The sequence below is a fragment of the Planococcus maritimus genome, assembly GCF_001687625.2.
GTDB lineage: Bacteria > Bacillota > Bacilli > Bacillales_A > Planococcaceae > Planococcus > Planococcus maritimus.
Genome location: NZ_CP016538.2, coordinates 2,082,331 through 2,098,367, shown reverse-complemented (window position 1 = coordinate 2,098,367; position 16,037 = coordinate 2,082,331). Strand labels below are relative to the sequence as shown.

The window sequence follows — 16,037 nt, the reverse complement described above, 5'->3', positions numbered from 1 at the left end:
AGATATAATAACACCATTACACGAGAGAAAGAGGTTTTGATCAATGGAACAAATGGATGCAAATCAAATTATTTCGTACATACAAAATGCGAAGAAATCGACGCCTGTAAAAGTATATGTCAAAGGTGACGGCGTAGCTGCGCTTAACTTTGGCGAAGGCTCGAAAGTATTCGGAGAAGGCAATCACGCGACAGTATTCGGAGAATGGGCTGAAGTGGAAAAAGCACTTGAGCAGCATGCTTCAGTCATCGAAGATTCCGTAGTGGAAAACGATCGCAGAAACTCAGCGATTCCGATGCTTGACTTGAAAAATATTAATTCCCGCATCGAACCCGGTGCGTTTATCCGTGAAAACGTTGAGATTGGCAGCAATTGCATCATCATGATGGGCGCTGTCATCAATATTGGATCCGTGATCGGTGATGGTACGATGATCGACATGGGTGTCATCATGGGTGGCCGCGCAACAGTCGGGAAAAACTGCCACATTGGAGCTGGCGCAGTACTTGCAGGTGTCATCGAGCCTGCATCCGCTACACCGGTCATTGTCGAGGACGATGTCATGATTGGCGCAAACGCAGTCGTTTTGGAAGGCGTCCGCATCGGTAAAGGATCCGTCGTCGCTGCAGGGGCTGTCGTGATCGAAGATGTTCCTGAGAATGCTGTGGTTGGAGGAACACCAGCACGCGTATTGAAGCTGATGGATGAAAAAACCCGTTCGAAAACGGAAATCAAGCAAGAACTCCGCCAGCTGTAAGAGGCCATTTATGGATCTTATTCAAATCAGGAGAGCGCTGCATGAAATTCCGGAAATCGGGTTTCAGGAAGTCAAAACGCAGAGTTATTTAAAAAAGATCATCTCCCAAATGGCTCCCGATCGTCTCGAGCTGGTTGAATGGCGAACGGGCCTTGTGGCCAAAGTAAAAGGTCACTCGCCTGAAAAAACAATCGGCTGGCGTACGGACATCGATGGCTTGCCGATACGCGAAGAAACGGGTTTGTCATTTGCTTCACATCATGAGGGTTATATGCACGCCTGTGGCCATGACATTCACATGGCGATTGCGCTTGGGTTGTTAGAGCAATTGATCGAGCATCCACTCGCTAACGATGCCGTGATTTTGTTCCAACCGGCTGAAGAGGGACCAGGCGGCGCTGAGCCGCTGCTAGCATGGCTTGAACAGGAACGTCCCGACTTGGTGCCGGATGAACTTTTCGCCTTACACATCGCGCCTGAACTGCCCCTTGGCACTGTGGCGACAAAACCCGGGCTATTGTTTGCCAATACTTCGGAATTGTTTATTGACCTGCATGGCAAAGGCGGACATGCCGCTTTCCCACATCAGACGCGCGACATGGCGGTGGCAGCAGCTGCTTTGCTCATGCAATTGCAAACGGTGGTCAGCCGCAATGTCGACCCGATGGATTCGGCTGTGGTGACAGTTGGGAAAATGTCAGCCGGCACTGTGCAGAATATCATTGCTGAACGATCGCGTTTAGAAGGGACTATTCGTACTTTGACGCCGGAGTCGATGGAAAGTGTGAAACAGCGTATTGAAGCGTTGTGCAGATCAATTGAGACGGGCTATGAATGCCAAGTGTCAATCGATTACGGAGCAAACTACCGTCAAGTGGACAATAATGAGCAGCTCGCGGAGTCGTTTTTACGCTACGCACAAGATGCTCCAGGCATTCAAGCTATTCGTAGTAAAGCGGCCATGACAGGAGAAGATTTCGGTTATTTTACTGAACGTTTGCCATCTTTGATGTTTTGGGCAGGGGTTGGCTCGGATTACGGCCTTCACCATGCCAAATTGATCCCAGATGAAGGCATCCTGGCATATATGCCAACATTCCTCTACGACTATTTCAAGAAACGATAAAAAGCGAGATGCCATTGCGGCATCTCGCTTTTTGTTTGGATGATTTAGTTGCTGCGGCTTTCCTGCAGCAATTCTTTCTTTTGAGATGACCAGCTCCAAGCGATAAAGAAGCAAACGAGCAGGATGAACGTTCCGGTGATATAGGGGAAACTCATATCGATATCAAAAAGAATCCCGGCGAGTGCCGGCCCAATCATATTGCCGAGGCTCATATACGCATTGTTCATGCCAGCTGCAAATCCTTGTGAATCTCCTGCCAGTTTTGAAATGAGTGTGTTGATTGCAGGGCGTAAGAGGGAGGCTGCTGTGAAAAAGATAGCGGCTACGAGCAGGATGGTCCAGAAGGTATTGACGAATAGAATACCGATCATTGCAGCAGCAGAAATGAGCAGATTGACAAGGATGACGCGCATCTCACCAAATCGCTTGAACAAGCTGTCAATAACAAATGTTTGGACAATGACGCCAACAAAACCGCCGACTGTGATGACGACTGAAATTTCCTTCGGCGTGAATTGGAATTGCTTATCGACGTATAGGGCAATGGTCGATTGGAAATTCGACAAGCCAAACGCGAAGATGAACATGACGAGCAGCATGACGAAATACGGAGTATAGACAGAGCGTTTCATCTGCTGATATAGATTTTCGCGTTTATAGCCAACCGCTTGTACAGCCGGTTTGACATTCGGCAAGGCGAAAAAGGACAGCAAAGCCGATAGTAAAGCGACAGAGGTCGCGACATAGAAAGGAAATTGCAGGCTGACTTCAGACAAGAAACCGCCGATGCCGGGCCCAATCATGAAGCCGAGTGACATCGAAGCTCCGAGTAATCCCATTCCTTTTCCGCGTTCCTCATAGGTGGTGATGTCGGCGACAAATGCCATCATTGGCGGAATCAAAAACGCACCGCCGACCCCGCTGAAGAAACGGGCGAGGTAGAGGACCCACAATTCAGTTGCCATACCAAATAGCAGCTGCGACAAGCCGAAGACGACCAAACCGAAAATGATCAAGTTCTTGCGTCCGTATTTATCGGATAACTCCCCTGAAATTGGAGAAAAAAGAAATTGCGCAAAAGCGAAAGTCGCGATCAAGGTGCCAAGTGCCTGGCCCGCAACACCGAATGTTTCTAGGTAAGCTGGCATGATCGGGATAATAAGGCCAATTCCACTCATGGCGATGAACATATTGAACATGAGAATGTATAAGGCGAATTTAGTTGATTTGACGGCCATGAGCCTAACCTTCTCTCGTTATTATTTCGTGTGGCTAAATTTTGGTGTGTTGAACTTATATACTATACCTTATTTACAAAGAAAAAAACAGGCAGAAGTTCTGCCTGTCATTTTTCCATATCCATCTTAAATTCCAAAAACAGTTCATTGTAAACGCCAAGCATTTCAAGACCCAGGTTTTCATAGACCTCGAGGCGATCTCTCATCTCCTCAGTCGGATAAAAACGTTCGTCTTCTGTCACTTCAGGATCCATCAATTTGAGTGCTGCTGCATTCGGAGAGGAATAGCCAACATAATCTGCGTTTTGCGCAGCCACTTCAGCATCCAGCATAAAATTAATAAATTGATGTGCGCCGTCAACATTGCCGGCCGTCGACGGAATGATCATATTATCGAACCAAAGATTAGAGCCTTCTTGGGGAACAGCATAATCGATGTCTTCGTTGATCCACATCATATCGGCCGCTTGACCGGACCACGTGACAGCAACAGCTGCTTCTTCGCGGCGCATCATTTCGACGATTTCGTCACCGATGATTGCCTTGACGTTCGGCCCGAGCGTTTTCAATTTATCGGTAGCTTCTCGCAATTCGCCAAGGTCGGTCGAGTTCAATGAATAGCCTAAACTGTTTAAGCCCATGCCGATCACTTCACGTGCGCTATCGACTAAAATTACTTCCTGTTCGAGTGTCGGATTCCACAGGTCATCCCAGCTCTCAAAAGTCTGTCCTTCAAGGAGGGTCGGATTATAAGCAATGCCGACGGTGCCCCAGAAATAAGGAATGGAATATTCGTTGCCGGGGTCGAATGGCAGATCTAAGAAATACGGATCGATGTTTTCGAGATTCGGGATCTTGCTGTGATCGATCGGCAACAGCAAGTCGTTTTCTTTCATTTTTTCGATCGCGTATTCCGAGGGCATAGCGACATCATATGAGGTGCCGCCTTGTTCGATTTTCGTCATCATCGATTCATTCGAATCAAATGTTTCGTAGATGACTTGAATGCCCGTTTCTTCTTCGAATTGATCGATCAGGTCAGTGTCAATATATTCTCCCCAGTTATAGACTGAGATCGACCCACTTCCACTTGTTGCTGTGCTGCTCTCTAACAGGTGAACAGCGTAGAACAGAATGGCGGATATGATGACAATAGCTGCGCTTGCTCTGACGATGCCTTTCATGGGCGTGTCCCTCCTGTTCCAGCGTTCGCAGCGGAGCGTTGATTAAAGAAATAGTACCCGAGGACAAGACCGAGCGTGACAACAAAAATTAAAGCAGACAGCGCATTAATGGTCAGTGTAATGCCGGCACGGGCCATTGAATAGATTTCGACGGATAAGGTGGCGAAGCCATTGCCGGTAACGAAGAACGTGACGGCAAAATCATCGAGTGAATAGGTTAAGGCCAGGAAAAAACCAGCAAATATGCCAGGTTTGATATAAGGAATGATGACACGCGTCAAAATATCGCGTTGTGATGCGCCGAGGTCCGTCGCAGCATCGATCAAGCTCGAACTCATTTCTTGCAGTTTCGGCAGCACCATAATGACGACAATCGGAATGCTAAAAGCGATATGGGATACCAGAACGGACGCGAAGCCTAACTTGACGCCGACCATTGTAAAGAGGATTAAAAACGATGCTCCGATAATGACATCCGGGCTGACAATCAGCACGGTGTTTAAGGACAATACGGCGTTGCGCATTTTCCGGTTGCGCAGGAACACAATGCCGATGGCGCCGAGTACACCGATTGCTGTCGAAATGAGCGCGGACAATAACGCAACGATGACCGTGTTTAAGACTATGATGAGCAAGCGTGTGTCGTTAAAGACTGCTGCATAATGCTCCCAGGTGAAATCTTCGAAGCCTGTCATCGTCCCACCACTATTAAATGAATAGAAAATTAAATAAAAGATCGGGGCATAGAGAATGAAAAAGACCAATGCCAAATAAATTTTAGCGAGTTTACTTAGCTTTGCCATTTAAAGCCCCTCCTTTCTCTTTCGGGCCAGTGAGCAACATGATGATGATCATAAACAGGATCAAGAATACGGCAATTGTCGAACCCATTCCCCAGTTTTGGGTCACCAGGAATTGCTGTTCGATGGCTGTGCCAAGTGTGATCACTTTATTGCCGGCGATCAGCCGTGTAATCACGAATAATGACAAGGCTGGAATAAAAACGGCTTGGACGCCGGATTTCACACCGTTGATGGCCAGCGGGAAAATGACGCGGCGGAAAGTGGTCCATTGAGAGGCCCCAAGATCGCGCGATGCGTCGATGAGCGCTGGATTGATTTTATCGAGCGAGTTGAAAATCGGCAATACCATAAACGGGATGAAAATATAAACGGCAACAAAAATAAAGCTGAAGTCGGTAAAGAGGATCTGCAGCGGCCCAGAGCCGAAAAATTGGATCAATTGGTTGGCGGGCCCGTACAGCCCAAAAATGCCGATGAAGGCATAAGCTTTCAGCAAGAGGTTGATCCACGAAGGAATGATGATCAACAAGAGCCATAATTGCTTATGCTTGGTTTTTGTCAGCCAGTATGCTGTCGGGTAGGCGATTAACACCGAGATCAAGGTGATGAGAAACGCATACCAGAAAGAACTGAGCGTCATTCGGAAATACGTCGATGAGAAAAAGTTCGCGTAGTTTTCCAAGGTGAAATCGCCGGCCAAATCCAAAAATGAAAAATAGACGACGAGCGCAATCGGCGCAATGACAAATAACGCAATCCATATATAATAAGGGGCCAAATACCATGGGCGTGATGAGCGATTAGTCATGGGGAACGGCTCCGTATGATTCGAGTCGCGCATCGAACGCTTCTTCCGATTCGTTCAAGCGCATGACGTGGATCGCTTCCGGGTCGAAATCAAGGCCGATTTGGGAGCCGACATCCACGCGTTTAGTCGAATGTACGAGCCACTCATTGCCCGTTTCATCGTATGTCGAAATTTCAAAGTGGACGCCGCGGAACAATTGGCTGTCGACATGCACGGCCATCTTTCCGGTTTCAGGGCTAGTGATTTCCAGATCTTCCGGACGGATGACAATTTCCACTTGCTCGTTCGGGGACAGGCCTTGATCGACGCATTCGAATTCCTTATTCGCAAAACGTACACGGTAGTCGGAGACCATAATTCCTTCAGCAATATTCGATTCTCCGATGAAGTCAGCGACAAAGCGGTTGATTGGTTCATCGTAAATATCCATCGGGGTGCCGCTTTGTTGGATTTCTCCAGCATTCATGACAAAGATTTCGTCGGACATGGCCAGTGCTTCTTCCTGGTCATGCGTAACAAAGACGAAGGTTTTGCCGAGCCGCTGCTGAAGCTCGCGTAATTCATATTGCATTTCAGTCCGCAGCTTTAAATCGAGCGCAGATAGCGGCTCATCCAGCAGGATCACTTCCGGGTCATTGATGATCGCCCGTGCAATAGCCACGCGCTGGCGCTGGCCGCCGGACATTTCGTGGATTTCGCGCTGTTCATATCCGCTTAAATTGACAAATGCTAACGCTTCTTTTACGCGGCGCTCGACTTCGGATTTCTTGATCTTCTGGATGCGCAAACCAAATGCCACATTTTCAAAGACATTTAAATGGGGAAATAGAGCGTAATCCTGAAACACCGTGTTCACTTGACGCTCGTTTGCTGGAATCTTATTGACTTTTTTGCCTTTGATGTAAATATCGCCGCTAGTCGGCTGGTTGAATCCGGCAATCAAGCGCAAGATGGTCGTCTTGCCGCAGCCTGAAGGACCGAGCAAAGTGTAGAATTTCCCTTTTTCCATTTCAAAACTGATATTGTTTAATACATTGCCCACCCCTTCAAAAGATTGGACCACATTGTCGAAGCGGATGATTGCTTGTTCCGTCATACTATCCCTCCTGGGTTATAAATAAGATTTCGTTGCAACGATGATCATTTCTGCACGTCTTGTTGAGTAATTAGCTAATTGGTGTTCATGGTCAGCGCTATAGTAAATAGAATCGCCGGCTTGTGCGGTGTAGGAACGGCTGCCAATATCGAGGCGGACTTCACCTTGCAACACATAAACGAAAGTTTCAGATGCCGAGGGCTCGAAAGTTTTAAATTTTCCCGATGGTTCCAGGGTCAGGTATACTGGTTCCATTTCCTTCTTATTAGATGTTGGCACAAGCCAATCGATCTCATAGCGCGCTTCTCGGTCGATATGAACTGTGTGATCTTCCTCTTTAAAGACGAGTTTTGCTTCCTCAGCATCAGTGAAAAATTCTTTTGGTGTTGTTCCAAGAACTTCAAGAAGAGAAAACAAAGTTTCGATAGAAGGGGAGTTCATATCGCGTTCGAGCTGTGAAATGAAGCCCTTGCTCAAGTCTGTCCGTGTCCCGAGCTCTTCCTGGGTCAAGCCGTTTTTAAGCCGTAAATTCTTGATTTTTTTGCCGATTTGCATAAAGTCTCCTCGATTCTTTAGTAATGGTACAATATAAAGGGAACTAGTAATGGACAGCAAAAGCCCTGTCAGGCAAAGACGCCTGCAAATGCGAGTACGAAGAAATGTAGTTTAGTTAAAATATACTTTTAGTTTAGTTAAAGTATTTATTCATTATACAAAACTGTTGCCGAAATTCAAGGGAAAAAAACTTTAGGAAATGAATCCGAATCTATTGCAATCAGTTAAGGCAATTACTATTATAGAGAAAGTGCAAAAGCCAAAAAGTCTACAAAGACTGATATAGAAGTTTCTATTGTGTAAAACTGACAGATGACAGGGACATTAAAGTCCAACCAACTACGGGAGTGATCAACTTGAACGGAAAGATGAATTTTTTTCTCGACCCAAAAAACCGGGTAGCGCAAAAACCATCCATCATGAATTATAAACAAGAAGAAAAAGGACTTTACTTACTAGCCGACAAAAAATTCATTAACTGGATGGACGTTCATACGTTTTGCCACACATGTATGGACCCATTAACATTCGATAACGAGTTCGACGCTAGCTATTGCGCAAGCTGCAACGAATGGCGCGAAGAACGCTGCAGCGATATCAGCTGCGAATACTGCGAGAATCGCCCGAACCGTCCACTCGATCCCCGCAAATAAGCGGGGGTTTTTTTATGGGCAAAAGAAGGCTATGATGAAGAAGAATAAACAAGAAGATGGGGGATAGACATGAAAAAGGAATTCGTGGTAATAGGCTTAGGGCGTTTTGGCGGAAGCATCGTCCGTGAATTGATCGAACAAGGCGCAGACGTAATGGCCATCGATAAAGACCATGAGCGGGTGGACGAATTCGCCTCGATTGCCACACAAGCGGTCGTTGCCGATACAACAGACGAATCGGTGTTGAAATCCCTCGGGGTCCGGAATTTTGAACAGGTCATCGTCGCAATTGGTGAAAACATTCAAGCCAGTATTCTGACGACACTCATGTTGAAAGAAATCGGCGTGAAAAAAATTACGGTGAAAGCTCAAAACGATTACCATGCCAAAGTATTGCATAAAATTGGGGCGGACAAAGTCGTACACCCAGAGCGCGACATGGGCATCCGAATTGCCCACAGCATTTTATCGAATAACGTGCTCGATTATTTGGAGTTATCCGATGAGCATTCGATCATGGAAATCAAAGCTAACGAAAAACTCTCCGGGTACACATTGATCGAGTTGGATATTCGCGCCAAATACGGAATCAATATTGTTGCCATTAAAAGAGGGGATGACATCATTGTGTCTCCACCAGCGGATATGGAAATCGAACGGGAGGATGTCCTCATCATCATCGGATCTGATGCCGACATTAATCGTTTCGAAAAGAAAGTCATGAACTAAATAGAGTGAAAAAAAGAAGCCGCTGAGGGCTTCTTTTTTTGCTTTAGTGAACTCAGAAGACCGTATTCTCCGAAGCTTATTGCTCGCTTTCCGTGGGGCGGGAATCGAGCCTCCTCGTTCGCTTCGCTCCCTGCGGGGTCTCTCAAACCCGCTAATCCCACAGGAGTCGAGCAAACGCTACTCCAAATACTTAGATAGTTCTTTGATTTTTAATTGTGAAATAGTGTCACATTCTTTTATTTATGGAAGATTATAGACTTTTTCAATGCTATAAAAAAAGAAGCCGCTGAGGGCTTCTTTTTTTATACTTCCATGATGACGGGTAGAATCATCGGACGGCGTTTCGTTTTTTCATAGAGATACGGTCCAAGAACATCTGAAATTTCGGTTTTCAATTCTGCCCAGTCAGTATTTTTACTGTGGATTTTTTTATTTAAGTGACGGTTTAGCATTTGTTGTGCTTCGTAAATCATCGTACCGGACTCGCGCATGTAAACGAACCCACGCGAAATGAGGTCAGGCCCTGAGACCATGCGGCTCTTTTTCTTATCGACGCTGACAACGACGATGACGAGCCCTTCTTCAGATAGGACGCGGCGGTCGCGAAGCACGATATTGCCAATGTCGCCAATTCCGCTGCCGTCGATGTAAACATCGCCGGAAGGAATGCGGCCAGCGACAGAAGCTTCGTTTTGACCGAGTGCCAAAACATCACCATTTTCCATGATGAAGGTGTTTTCGCGCGGAACGTCGCAGTCTACAGCAAGTTCTGCGTGTTGAGCCTGCATGCGGTACTCGCCGTGGATCGGCATGAAATATTTTGGCTTGATCAAGCGAAGCATCAATTTGTTTTCTTCTTGTGAACCGTGGCCGGATGTATGGATGTCGTTCAATGAACCATGAATGACATCAGCCCCCGCTCGGAACAATAAGTTGATTGTGCGGTTGACACTGCTCGTGTTGCCCGGAATCGGGGAAGAAGAGAAGACCACTGTGTCATTTGGTTGGATCTGGATTTGTCGGTGTGTTCCGTTAGCAATACGTGACAACGCAGCCATCGGTTCGCCTTGTGAACCCGTGCACAGAATGACAACTTTATCAGCTGGCATACGGTTTAAGGTTTGAGTATCGATAAATGCATCTTCAGGTGCTGTGATATAGCCGAGTTCACGGCCGATCGTCATGGCATTATCCATGCTGCGTCCGAAGACAGCAATTTTGCGGCCCTGACGTACAGCTTCATCGGTTACTTGCTGCAAGCGATAAATATTGGAAGCAAAGGTCGCAAAAATTAAACGTCCTTCAACTTTTCTCATAATATCTTTGATGGTTTCGCCGACTTTGCGTTCGGACATGGTGAAGTTCGGAATTTCTGCGTTGGTCGAGTCAGATAATAGACACAATACACCTTCGCTTCCGATTTGAGCCATTTTCAACAAATTGGCCGGTTCACCAACTGGAGTGAAATCGAATTTAAAATCGCCCGTATGAACGATGCTTCCGGGTGGGGTTTTGACAACCACACCGAATGAATCTGGGATACTATGGGTCGTGCGGAAGAAACTGACCGAAGTTTTACGGAATTTAATGACATCTTCCTCTTCGATTTCAATCATCTTCGTCTGACGCAGCAAACCATGTTCCTCTAATTTTTTGCGCAATAAGCCAAGTGCCAGCTTACCGCCATAAACCGGCATGTTTACTTGCTTTAGCAAGTAAGGGATTCCGCCAATATGGTCTTCGTGGCCATGGGTAACGAAAAGGCCTTTAATTTTATCGGCATTTTTGACTAAGTAAGTGTAATCCGGAATGACGTAATCGATTCCGAGCAGATCGTCTTCCGGGAATTTAATGCCGGCGTCAATGAGGATGATTTCATCCTGGAATTGCACGCCATAAGTGTTTTTGCCGATTTCGCCCAGTCCGCCGAGTGCGAAAACAGCTGTTTGGTCATTTTTTACGAATTTCATTAGGCGTCGATAGACTCCACTTGATAATCTTGGGAGGCTTGTTCATATTCGAGATGTTGGCCTTCTAAAAGCTGTACAAGCTCGATGTTGAAGTTGCGGTCCTTCAGGTGATAACGGACTTCCCGCTCGGTGGAAGCTTCTACGTATAAACTTTTTGTGTTTTCACGAACTGGTACTTCAAGACGGTTTTCTTGGTAATATACTTTAAAAATCATATTTTGCTCTCCTTTTTCCACGTTCAATATAAATGCACTTTCTTTATATTATCATGTCATTGTTTTAAAATAAAGAATAGCCCTCCTATTTATTAAGAAGGGCCGAAACAAACCTTATGCTATCTTCTTTTTATTCATAATGCCGTTGAGCTGTCTGAGTAGTCTGCGTTTCAACCGTTTCAGCATGGCCCACCACTCCTTATGTATAGTATACTGTTTTTTCTGACAAAAGAAAAGAGGGTGAATCAAGAATTGCCCCAAAAGATTGGAGATAAGAATATGTCAAAATTATTGTTATTGGATATCGACGGTACCTTGCTAGACACGAACAAGCAGTTGCCGGATGCAACGAAAAAAGCCTTGAATGCAGCGCGCGCAAATGGCCATCACCTGGCTATCGCAACGGGCCGAGCGCCGTTTATGATTGGATCATTGCTGGAGGAATTAGCAATTGATACGTACATCACATTCAATGGCCAATACATCGCTTATGAAAACAAAGCGGTGCACAAACAGGCGATCGGCGCAGAGACTTTGGGGAAAGTGTTGGCTTTTGCAGAAGAACGGGACCATCCTTTGGTGTTCTTGAATGAGCACAAGATGGTATCGTCTATCGATTTCCACCCGGACATTGACGAAAGCATCACAAGTTTGAAGCTCCCGCATCCTGAGAAGGATAAAGAATTTTACCGCACAAACGACGTTTATCAGGCGTTGGTCTTCTGCGAAGAACATGAAGAAAGCCAATATCACGAAGAATTTCACAGTGTGGATTTTGTGCGCTGGCATCGAGTATCATGCGATATCCTGCCTAAAGGCGGCAGTAAGGCAGAAGGCATCAAACAATTGATCCGTTCGACCGGCCATCGACTCGAAGACACGATTGCATTCGGTGATGGTTTGAACGATCTTCAAATGATGGAAATTGCGGGCTATAGCGTTGCGATGGCTAACGGCCATGAAGAAACCAAGAAACGCGCAAATCATGTCACAGGGCATGTTGATGAAGGCGGACTAGCCCGCGCATTTGAGTTTCTCGGACTTAGCCGCTAAAAATGTTACGGATGTAAAAATTTCAAGGTCACCATAAAACCCCGCCCAAGATTGGGCGGGGTTTCGTCATTCTGCTGTTTCTGCTTGGAGGTCGATAGCCGAGCCATTTTCTACTTCCTGGAACGGATCTTTCGGGTTGATGTGGTCGTAGAACATGATGCCGTTCAAATGATCAAGTTCATGTTGGAAAGCGATAGCAGGCAATCCTTTTAAACGCATTTTAAATGCTTCGCCGGAAAGCGTATAGCCCTTGACCGTAATGCGTGCATAACGCGGTACATATCCCGGAACCGAACGGTCAACGGACAAACAGCCTTCGCCGCCTGATAGATAGGCTTTTTCGACAGAATGGCTGACGATTTTTGGATTGACTGCAACGAGGCTCAAGTTTTCACCGGAATGCTCGTCGAAATGCAGAGCGAATATCCGTTTGGAGACATTAATTTGAGGTGCGGCGATGCCAACGCCCGGGCGCAAATCGTATTTATCAACCAGCTCATCATCTTGGCTGTTTTTTACATATTCCAATAGCTCTTCGCCAAGCTTACGGTCTTCTTCGGAAAGTGGAAGTTTAACCTCTTCTGCTTTTTGGCGGAGTGCAGGGTGTCCTTCGCGGACAATGTCATTCATTAAAATCACGTGTGTTCATCCTTTCATGCTGCTCGCTAGTACATCTTATTGTAGCGCATGATTGCATTTTTGAAAAAAGAAAAAGCTCTTCCTACCATTGTATTTTGCCGATAATCATTCTATAGTTAATTCATGGAAATCAAGGGGGACTTTATTGTGAAGAAAATAGCCATCGCCACGGTTTTGACCGGCACGCTCTTTCTAACGGCTTGTTCGGGCGAGTCGACTGAGCAACAGCTGAACGAAATACTAGAAGCGACTTTCGAAGAGGAAGCGGATTACCGGGAAGTGCAAAGTGAATTGCAGAGTCGCGAACAGAACGAGCAAGAACTGTTTGAATCGATTATGGCATTGACCAAAGAACAGCAGGCGGAAGTGGAAGAAAAATCTCAGGAAGCAATTGCTTCTGCCGATGAGAGGCTTGAACTATTGGCAACGGAACGTGAATCGATGCAAGGGGCAGCTGAAGAATTTACGGAAATCGGCCAATTGATCGAAGAGACGGAAGATGAAACGCTACAAGCAAATCTTGAAGCGTTGAAAGCACAAATGGACGAACGTTTCGCGAAACATGGAGAATTCACTGACGCTTACCAGGCGTTGGTTGAACGACAGAAAGAATTATACGCCATGGTAGCTGAAGAAGAGATGGACCTTGCAACGCTACAGGAAAAAACAGATGAAGTAAACGAACAAAATGAACTGGTACAACAGGCAGTAACAGCTTTCAACGAACAAACAGAACAGTTTAATGAATTGAAAAACGAAACCATTGAAAAAATGAATGCCGAAAACGAATGAGCAGCCGGACAGGCTGCTTTTTTCTGTGCTATAAAAGCGATGTTAGAATCCCTTGTATTATAATACAGATGACTATTTCCTTATAGTACAGTTGGGAACATTTTTAAGATTTATAAAAACGGGTATACACGTATATTGTAATATTCTTCAATGATTGACCGTAATATTATGGTGGCGTATACTGAAAAAGAATGTGGCGATTGTATCACTAAGCTAGTGTTAAAATTTTAATACAGATAAAGGAGAGTTGCTTTTATGGCTGCGAAAAAGAATCAGCAATTCGATCCGGTGGAAACACTTCAAGCGATCGAAGAAAAGTTCGAAATGGTTCAAGTATTGAACGAAGAAGGCGAAATTGTTAATAAGGATTACGATCCGAATTTATCCGATGAGCAATTGGAAGAGTTGATGAAACGTATGGTTTACACGCGTATTTTGGATCAACGCTCCATTTCATTGAACCGCCAAGGGCGTCTCGGGTTCTACGCACCAACAGCAGGGCAAGAAGCATCTCAATTGGCTTCTCATTTCGCGTTGGAAAAAGATGATTTCATCTTGCCGGGCTACCGCGATGTACCGCAATTGATCTGGCACGGATGGCCGTTGCACCAGGCTTTCTTGTTCTCTCGTGGACACTTTAAAGGGAACCAAATGGCTGAAGGCTTGAACATTTTGCCTCCGCAAATTATCATTGGCGCACAATTTATCCAGGCAGCGGGCGTGGCTTTGGGCATGCAGAAGCGCAAAAAAGAAGCAGTCGCAGTTACGTACACAGGCGACGGCGGATCTTCACAAGGTGATTTCTATGAAGGCATTAACTTTGCAGGCGCATTCCGTGCACCAGCGATCTTCATTGTACAAAACAACCAATTCGCGATCTCTACACCACGCGAACTACAGACTTCAGCTAAAACTATCGCTCAAAAAGCAGTATCTGCAGGGATTCCAGGAGTGCTTGTAGATGGCATGGACCCACTAGCAGTATACGCGGTCACTCGCGATGCACGCGAGCGCGCAGTCAAAGGCGAAGGACCGACATTGATCGAAACGATGTGCTACCGCTACGGGCCACATACAATGGCAGGGGATGACCCAACACGCTACCGTACTTCAGACATCGACAGCGAATGGGAAAAGAAAGATCCACTCGTTCGTTTCCGTAAATTCCTTGAAGCTAAAGGCTTGTGGAATGAAGAAAAAGAAAACGAAGTAATCGAGAAAGCGAAAGAAGAAATCAAAGCGGCAATCAAAGAAGCAGATGGTACGCCGAAACAAAAAGTTTCTGACCTTCTCGGAATCATGTACGAAGAAGTTCCATTCAATGTACAAGAACAGCTCGATATCTATAAAGCAAAGGAGTCGAAGTAAGCCATGGCACAAATGACGATGATCCAAGCGATTACGGACGCTCTGAAAACAGAAATGAAAAATGATGAAAATGTTCTGGTTTTCGGTGAAGACGTAGGTAATAATGGCGGTGTATTCCGCGCAACTGAAGGTTTGCAAAAAGAATTTGGCGAAGATCGTGTATTTGACACACCACTTGCTGAATCAGGAATCGGCGGGCTTGCAATCGGCCTGGCGCTTCAAGGCTATCGCCCAGTACCAGAAATCCAATTTTTCGGCTTCGTATTTGAAGTCATGGACTCCATCAGTGGCCAAATGGCACGTATGCGCTACCGCAGCGGCGGCACATTGACGTCTCCTGTAACGATTCGTTCACCATTCGGCGGTGGCGTGCACACACCGGAAATGCACGCTGATTCACTTGAAGGATTAATGACTTCACAGCCTGGCTTGAAAGTAGTCATTCCGTCAACACCATACGATGCAAAAGGCTTGTTGATTTCAGCAATCCGTGACAACGATCCAGTTATTTTCTTGGAGCATATGAAATTGTATCGTTCATTCCGCCAAGAAGTGCCGGAAGAAGAATACACAATTCCCCTCGGCAAAGCCGATGTGAAGCGTGAAGGAACAGACCTCTCCATCATCACTTACGGTGCGATGGTACAGGAAAGCATGAAAGCAGCAGAAGAGTTGGAAAAAGACGGACATTCAGTGGAAGTCATTGACTTGCGCACAGTCCAGCCACTTGATATCGAAGCGATCATTGCATCTGTCGAAAAAACAAACCGTGCAATCGTTGTACAAGAAGCTCAAAAACAAGCTGGCATTGCAGCGAGCGTCGTAGCTGAAATCAACGACCGCGCAATCTTGAGCTTAGAAGCTCCAGTACTCCGTGTCACAGCACCAGACTCTGTTTTCCCATTCTCGCAAGCTGAGCAAGTTTGGTTGCCGAATGCTAAGGATATAGTAGAAACAGCGAACAAAGTATTGAACTTTTAATTGACCGGTAAGGGGGAGCGAATGCGCTCTTACTAAGCGGTAATATAGAAAGAAGAACTGTATTCAGCCC

General features: G+C 46.0%; 17 protein-coding genes. 8 read left to right on the top strand and 9 right to left on the bottom strand.

Going from position 1 to position 16,037, the window contains the following annotated elements; genetic code table 11:
- The first annotated feature begins 43 nt into the window (after positions 1-43).
- Positions 44-757 (top strand): 2,3,4,5-tetrahydropyridine-2,6-dicarboxylate N-acetyltransferase, encoded by a 714-nt coding sequence (gene dapD, locus BBI11_RS10575; RefSeq protein ID WP_068463084.1) that lies wholly within the window; start codon positions 44-46, stop codon positions 755-757.
- Between the two features lie 10 nt (positions 758-767).
- Positions 768-1,883 (top strand): N-acetyldiaminopimelate deacetylase, encoded by a 1,116-nt coding sequence (locus tag BBI11_RS10570; RefSeq protein ID WP_068463082.1) that lies wholly within the window; start codon positions 768-770, stop codon positions 1,881-1,883.
- 44 nt (positions 1,884-1,927) lie between these two features.
- Here the strand turns inward: BBI11_RS10570 and BBI11_RS10565 are convergent, their stop codons facing one another.
- From BBI11_RS10565 to BBI11_RS10540, 6 genes are all read right to left on the bottom strand, one after another.
- Positions 1,928-3,121, bottom strand: coding sequence for an MFS transporter (locus BBI11_RS10565; protein ID WP_068463080.1), 1,194 nt, complete (start codon positions 3,119-3,121; stop codon positions 1,928-1,930).
- A 107-nt stretch (positions 3,122-3,228) separates the two neighbouring features.
- The gene (locus tag BBI11_RS10560) at positions 3,229-4,305 is read right to left on the bottom strand and encodes an ABC transporter substrate-binding protein (protein WP_068463078.1); all 1,077 of its coding nucleotides are present in this window, start codon (positions 4,303-4,305) and stop codon (positions 3,229-3,231) included.
- Entirely contained in the window at positions 4,302-5,108 is an 807-nt protein-coding gene (locus BBI11_RS10555; protein WP_068463076.1) for an ABC transporter permease, read from the bottom strand. Before BBI11_RS10555 ends, BBI11_RS10560 begins: the two co-directional genes overlap by 4 nt.
- Positions 5,092-5,916 (bottom strand): ABC transporter permease, encoded by an 825-nt coding sequence (locus BBI11_RS10550; RefSeq protein WP_068463074.1) that lies wholly within the window; start codon positions 5,914-5,916, stop codon positions 5,092-5,094. The genes BBI11_RS10555 and BBI11_RS10550 overlap by 17 nt, the downstream gene beginning before the upstream one ends.
- On the bottom strand, positions 5,909-7,012 hold the full coding sequence (locus tag BBI11_RS10545; RefSeq protein ID WP_068463073.1) for an ABC transporter ATP-binding protein: 1,104 nt from the start codon (positions 7,010-7,012) through the stop codon (positions 5,909-5,911). Before BBI11_RS10545 ends, BBI11_RS10550 begins: the two co-directional genes overlap by 8 nt.
- A 15-nt stretch (positions 7,013-7,027) precedes the next feature.
- Positions 7,028-7,567 (bottom strand): helix-turn-helix domain-containing protein, encoded by a 540-nt coding sequence (locus BBI11_RS10540; RefSeq protein ID WP_068463071.1) that lies wholly within the window; start codon positions 7,565-7,567, stop codon positions 7,028-7,030.
- A 368-nt stretch (positions 7,568-7,935) separates the two neighbouring features.
- Here BBI11_RS10540 and BBI11_RS10535 point away from each other — a divergent pair, with 368 nt between their 5' ends.
- Together BBI11_RS10535 and BBI11_RS10530 are read left to right on the top strand one after the other, a co-directional pair.
- Positions 7,936-8,220 carry a hypothetical protein gene (locus tag BBI11_RS10535; protein WP_237150259.1) on the top strand — a complete coding sequence of 95 codons (285 nt, stop codon included), beginning with the start codon at positions 7,936-7,938 and terminating at the stop codon, positions 8,218-8,220.
- A 69-nt stretch (positions 8,221-8,289) separates the two neighbouring features.
- The gene (locus BBI11_RS10530; protein ID WP_068463067.1) at positions 8,290-8,949 is read left to right on the top strand and encodes a potassium channel family protein; all 660 of its coding nucleotides are present in this window, start codon (positions 8,290-8,292) and stop codon (positions 8,947-8,949) included.
- A 302-nt stretch (positions 8,950-9,251) separates the two neighbouring features.
- Here BBI11_RS10530 and rnjA read toward each other — a convergent pair whose 3' ends face one another.
- On the bottom strand, positions 9,252-10,919 hold the full coding sequence (gene rnjA, locus BBI11_RS10525; RefSeq protein ID WP_068463065.1) for a ribonuclease J1: 1,668 nt from the start codon (positions 10,917-10,919) through the stop codon (positions 9,252-9,254).
- Entirely contained in the window at positions 10,919-11,134 is a 216-nt protein-coding gene (locus BBI11_RS10520) for a DNA-dependent RNA polymerase subunit epsilon (RefSeq protein ID WP_068463064.1), read from the bottom strand. The genes rnjA and BBI11_RS10520 overlap by 1 nt, the downstream gene beginning before the upstream one ends.
- 279 nt (positions 11,135-11,413) lie before the next feature.
- On the opposite strand from BBI11_RS10520, the gene BBI11_RS10515 reads away from it, so the two are divergent.
- Positions 11,414-12,187: a Cof-type HAD-IIB family hydrolase gene (locus tag BBI11_RS10515; RefSeq protein ID WP_068463062.1), complete on the top strand. Its 774-nt coding sequence runs from the start codon at positions 11,414-11,416 to the stop codon at positions 12,185-12,187.
- A 66-nt stretch (positions 12,188-12,253) separates the two neighbouring features.
- Here the strand turns inward: BBI11_RS10515 and def are convergent, their stop codons facing one another.
- Entirely contained in the window at positions 12,254-12,826 is a 573-nt protein-coding gene (gene def / locus BBI11_RS10510) for a peptide deformylase (protein ID WP_068463060.1), read from the bottom strand.
- A gap of 147 nt (positions 12,827-12,973) precedes the next feature.
- On the opposite strand from def, the gene BBI11_RS10505 reads away from it, so the two are divergent.
- The 3 genes from BBI11_RS10505 to BBI11_RS10495 all read left to right on the top strand — a co-directional run bounded on the left by BBI11_RS10505 (position 12,974) and on the right by BBI11_RS10495 (position 15,967).
- Complete coding sequence (locus BBI11_RS10505) at positions 12,974-13,618, top strand: YkyA family protein (RefSeq protein WP_068463059.1); 645 nt, start codon at positions 12,974-12,976, stop codon at positions 13,616-13,618.
- Between the two features lie 255 nt (positions 13,619-13,873).
- Positions 13,874-14,986 carry a pyruvate dehydrogenase (acetyl-transferring) E1 component subunit alpha gene (gene pdhA / locus BBI11_RS10500; protein WP_068463057.1) on the top strand — a complete coding sequence of 371 codons (1,113 nt, stop codon included), beginning with the start codon at positions 13,874-13,876 and terminating at the stop codon, positions 14,984-14,986.
- A 3-nt stretch (positions 14,987-14,989) separates the two neighbouring features.
- Entirely contained in the window at positions 14,990-15,967 is a 978-nt protein-coding gene (locus BBI11_RS10495) for an alpha-ketoacid dehydrogenase subunit beta (RefSeq protein ID WP_068463056.1), read from the top strand.
- Positions 15,968-16,037 lie beyond the last annotated feature (70 nt).

Coding starts and splice junctions, on each gene's coding strand:
- dapD (WP_068463084.1), top strand. CDS start 44: ATGGAACAAATGGATGCAAATCAAATTATTTCGTACATACAAAATGCG.
- BBI11_RS10570 (WP_068463082.1), top strand. CDS start 768: ATGGATCTTATTCAAATCAGGAGAGCGCTGCATGAAATTCCGGAAATC.
- BBI11_RS10565 (WP_068463080.1), bottom strand. CDS start 3,121: ATGGCCGTCAAATCAACTAAATTCGCCTTATACATTCTCATGTTCAAT.
- BBI11_RS10560 (WP_068463078.1), bottom strand. CDS start 4,305: ATGAAAGGCATCGTCAGAGCAAGCGCAGCTATTGTCATCATATCCGCC.
- BBI11_RS10555 (WP_068463076.1), bottom strand. CDS start 5,108: ATGGCAAAGCTAAGTAAACTCGCTAAAATTTATTTGGCATTGGTCTTT.
- BBI11_RS10550 (WP_068463074.1), bottom strand. CDS start 5,916: ATGACTAATCGCTCATCACGCCCATGGTATTTGGCCCCTTATTATATA.
- BBI11_RS10545 (WP_068463073.1), bottom strand. CDS start 7,012: ATGACGGAACAAGCAATCATCCGCTTCGACAATGTGGTCCAATCTTTT.
- BBI11_RS10540 (WP_068463071.1), bottom strand. CDS start 7,567: ATGCAAATCGGCAAAAAAATCAAGAATTTACGGCTTAAAAACGGCTTG.
- BBI11_RS10535 (WP_237150259.1), top strand. CDS start 7,936: ATGAATTTTTTTCTCGACCCAAAAAACCGGGTAGCGCAAAAACCATCC.
- BBI11_RS10530 (WP_068463067.1), top strand. CDS start 8,290: ATGAAAAAGGAATTCGTGGTAATAGGCTTAGGGCGTTTTGGCGGAAGC.
- rnjA (WP_068463065.1), bottom strand. CDS start 10,919: ATGAAATTCGTAAAAAATGACCAAACAGCTGTTTTCGCACTCGGCGGA.
- BBI11_RS10520 (WP_068463064.1), bottom strand. CDS start 11,134: ATGATTTTTAAAGTATATTACCAAGAAAACCGTCTTGAAGTACCAGTT.
- BBI11_RS10515 (WP_068463062.1), top strand. CDS start 11,414: ATGTCAAAATTATTGTTATTGGATATCGACGGTACCTTGCTAGACACG.
- pdhA (WP_068463057.1), top strand. CDS start 13,874: ATGGCTGCGAAAAAGAATCAGCAATTCGATCCGGTGGAAACACTTCAA.
- BBI11_RS10495 (WP_068463056.1), top strand. CDS start 14,990: ATGGCACAAATGACGATGATCCAAGCGATTACGGACGCTCTGAAAACA.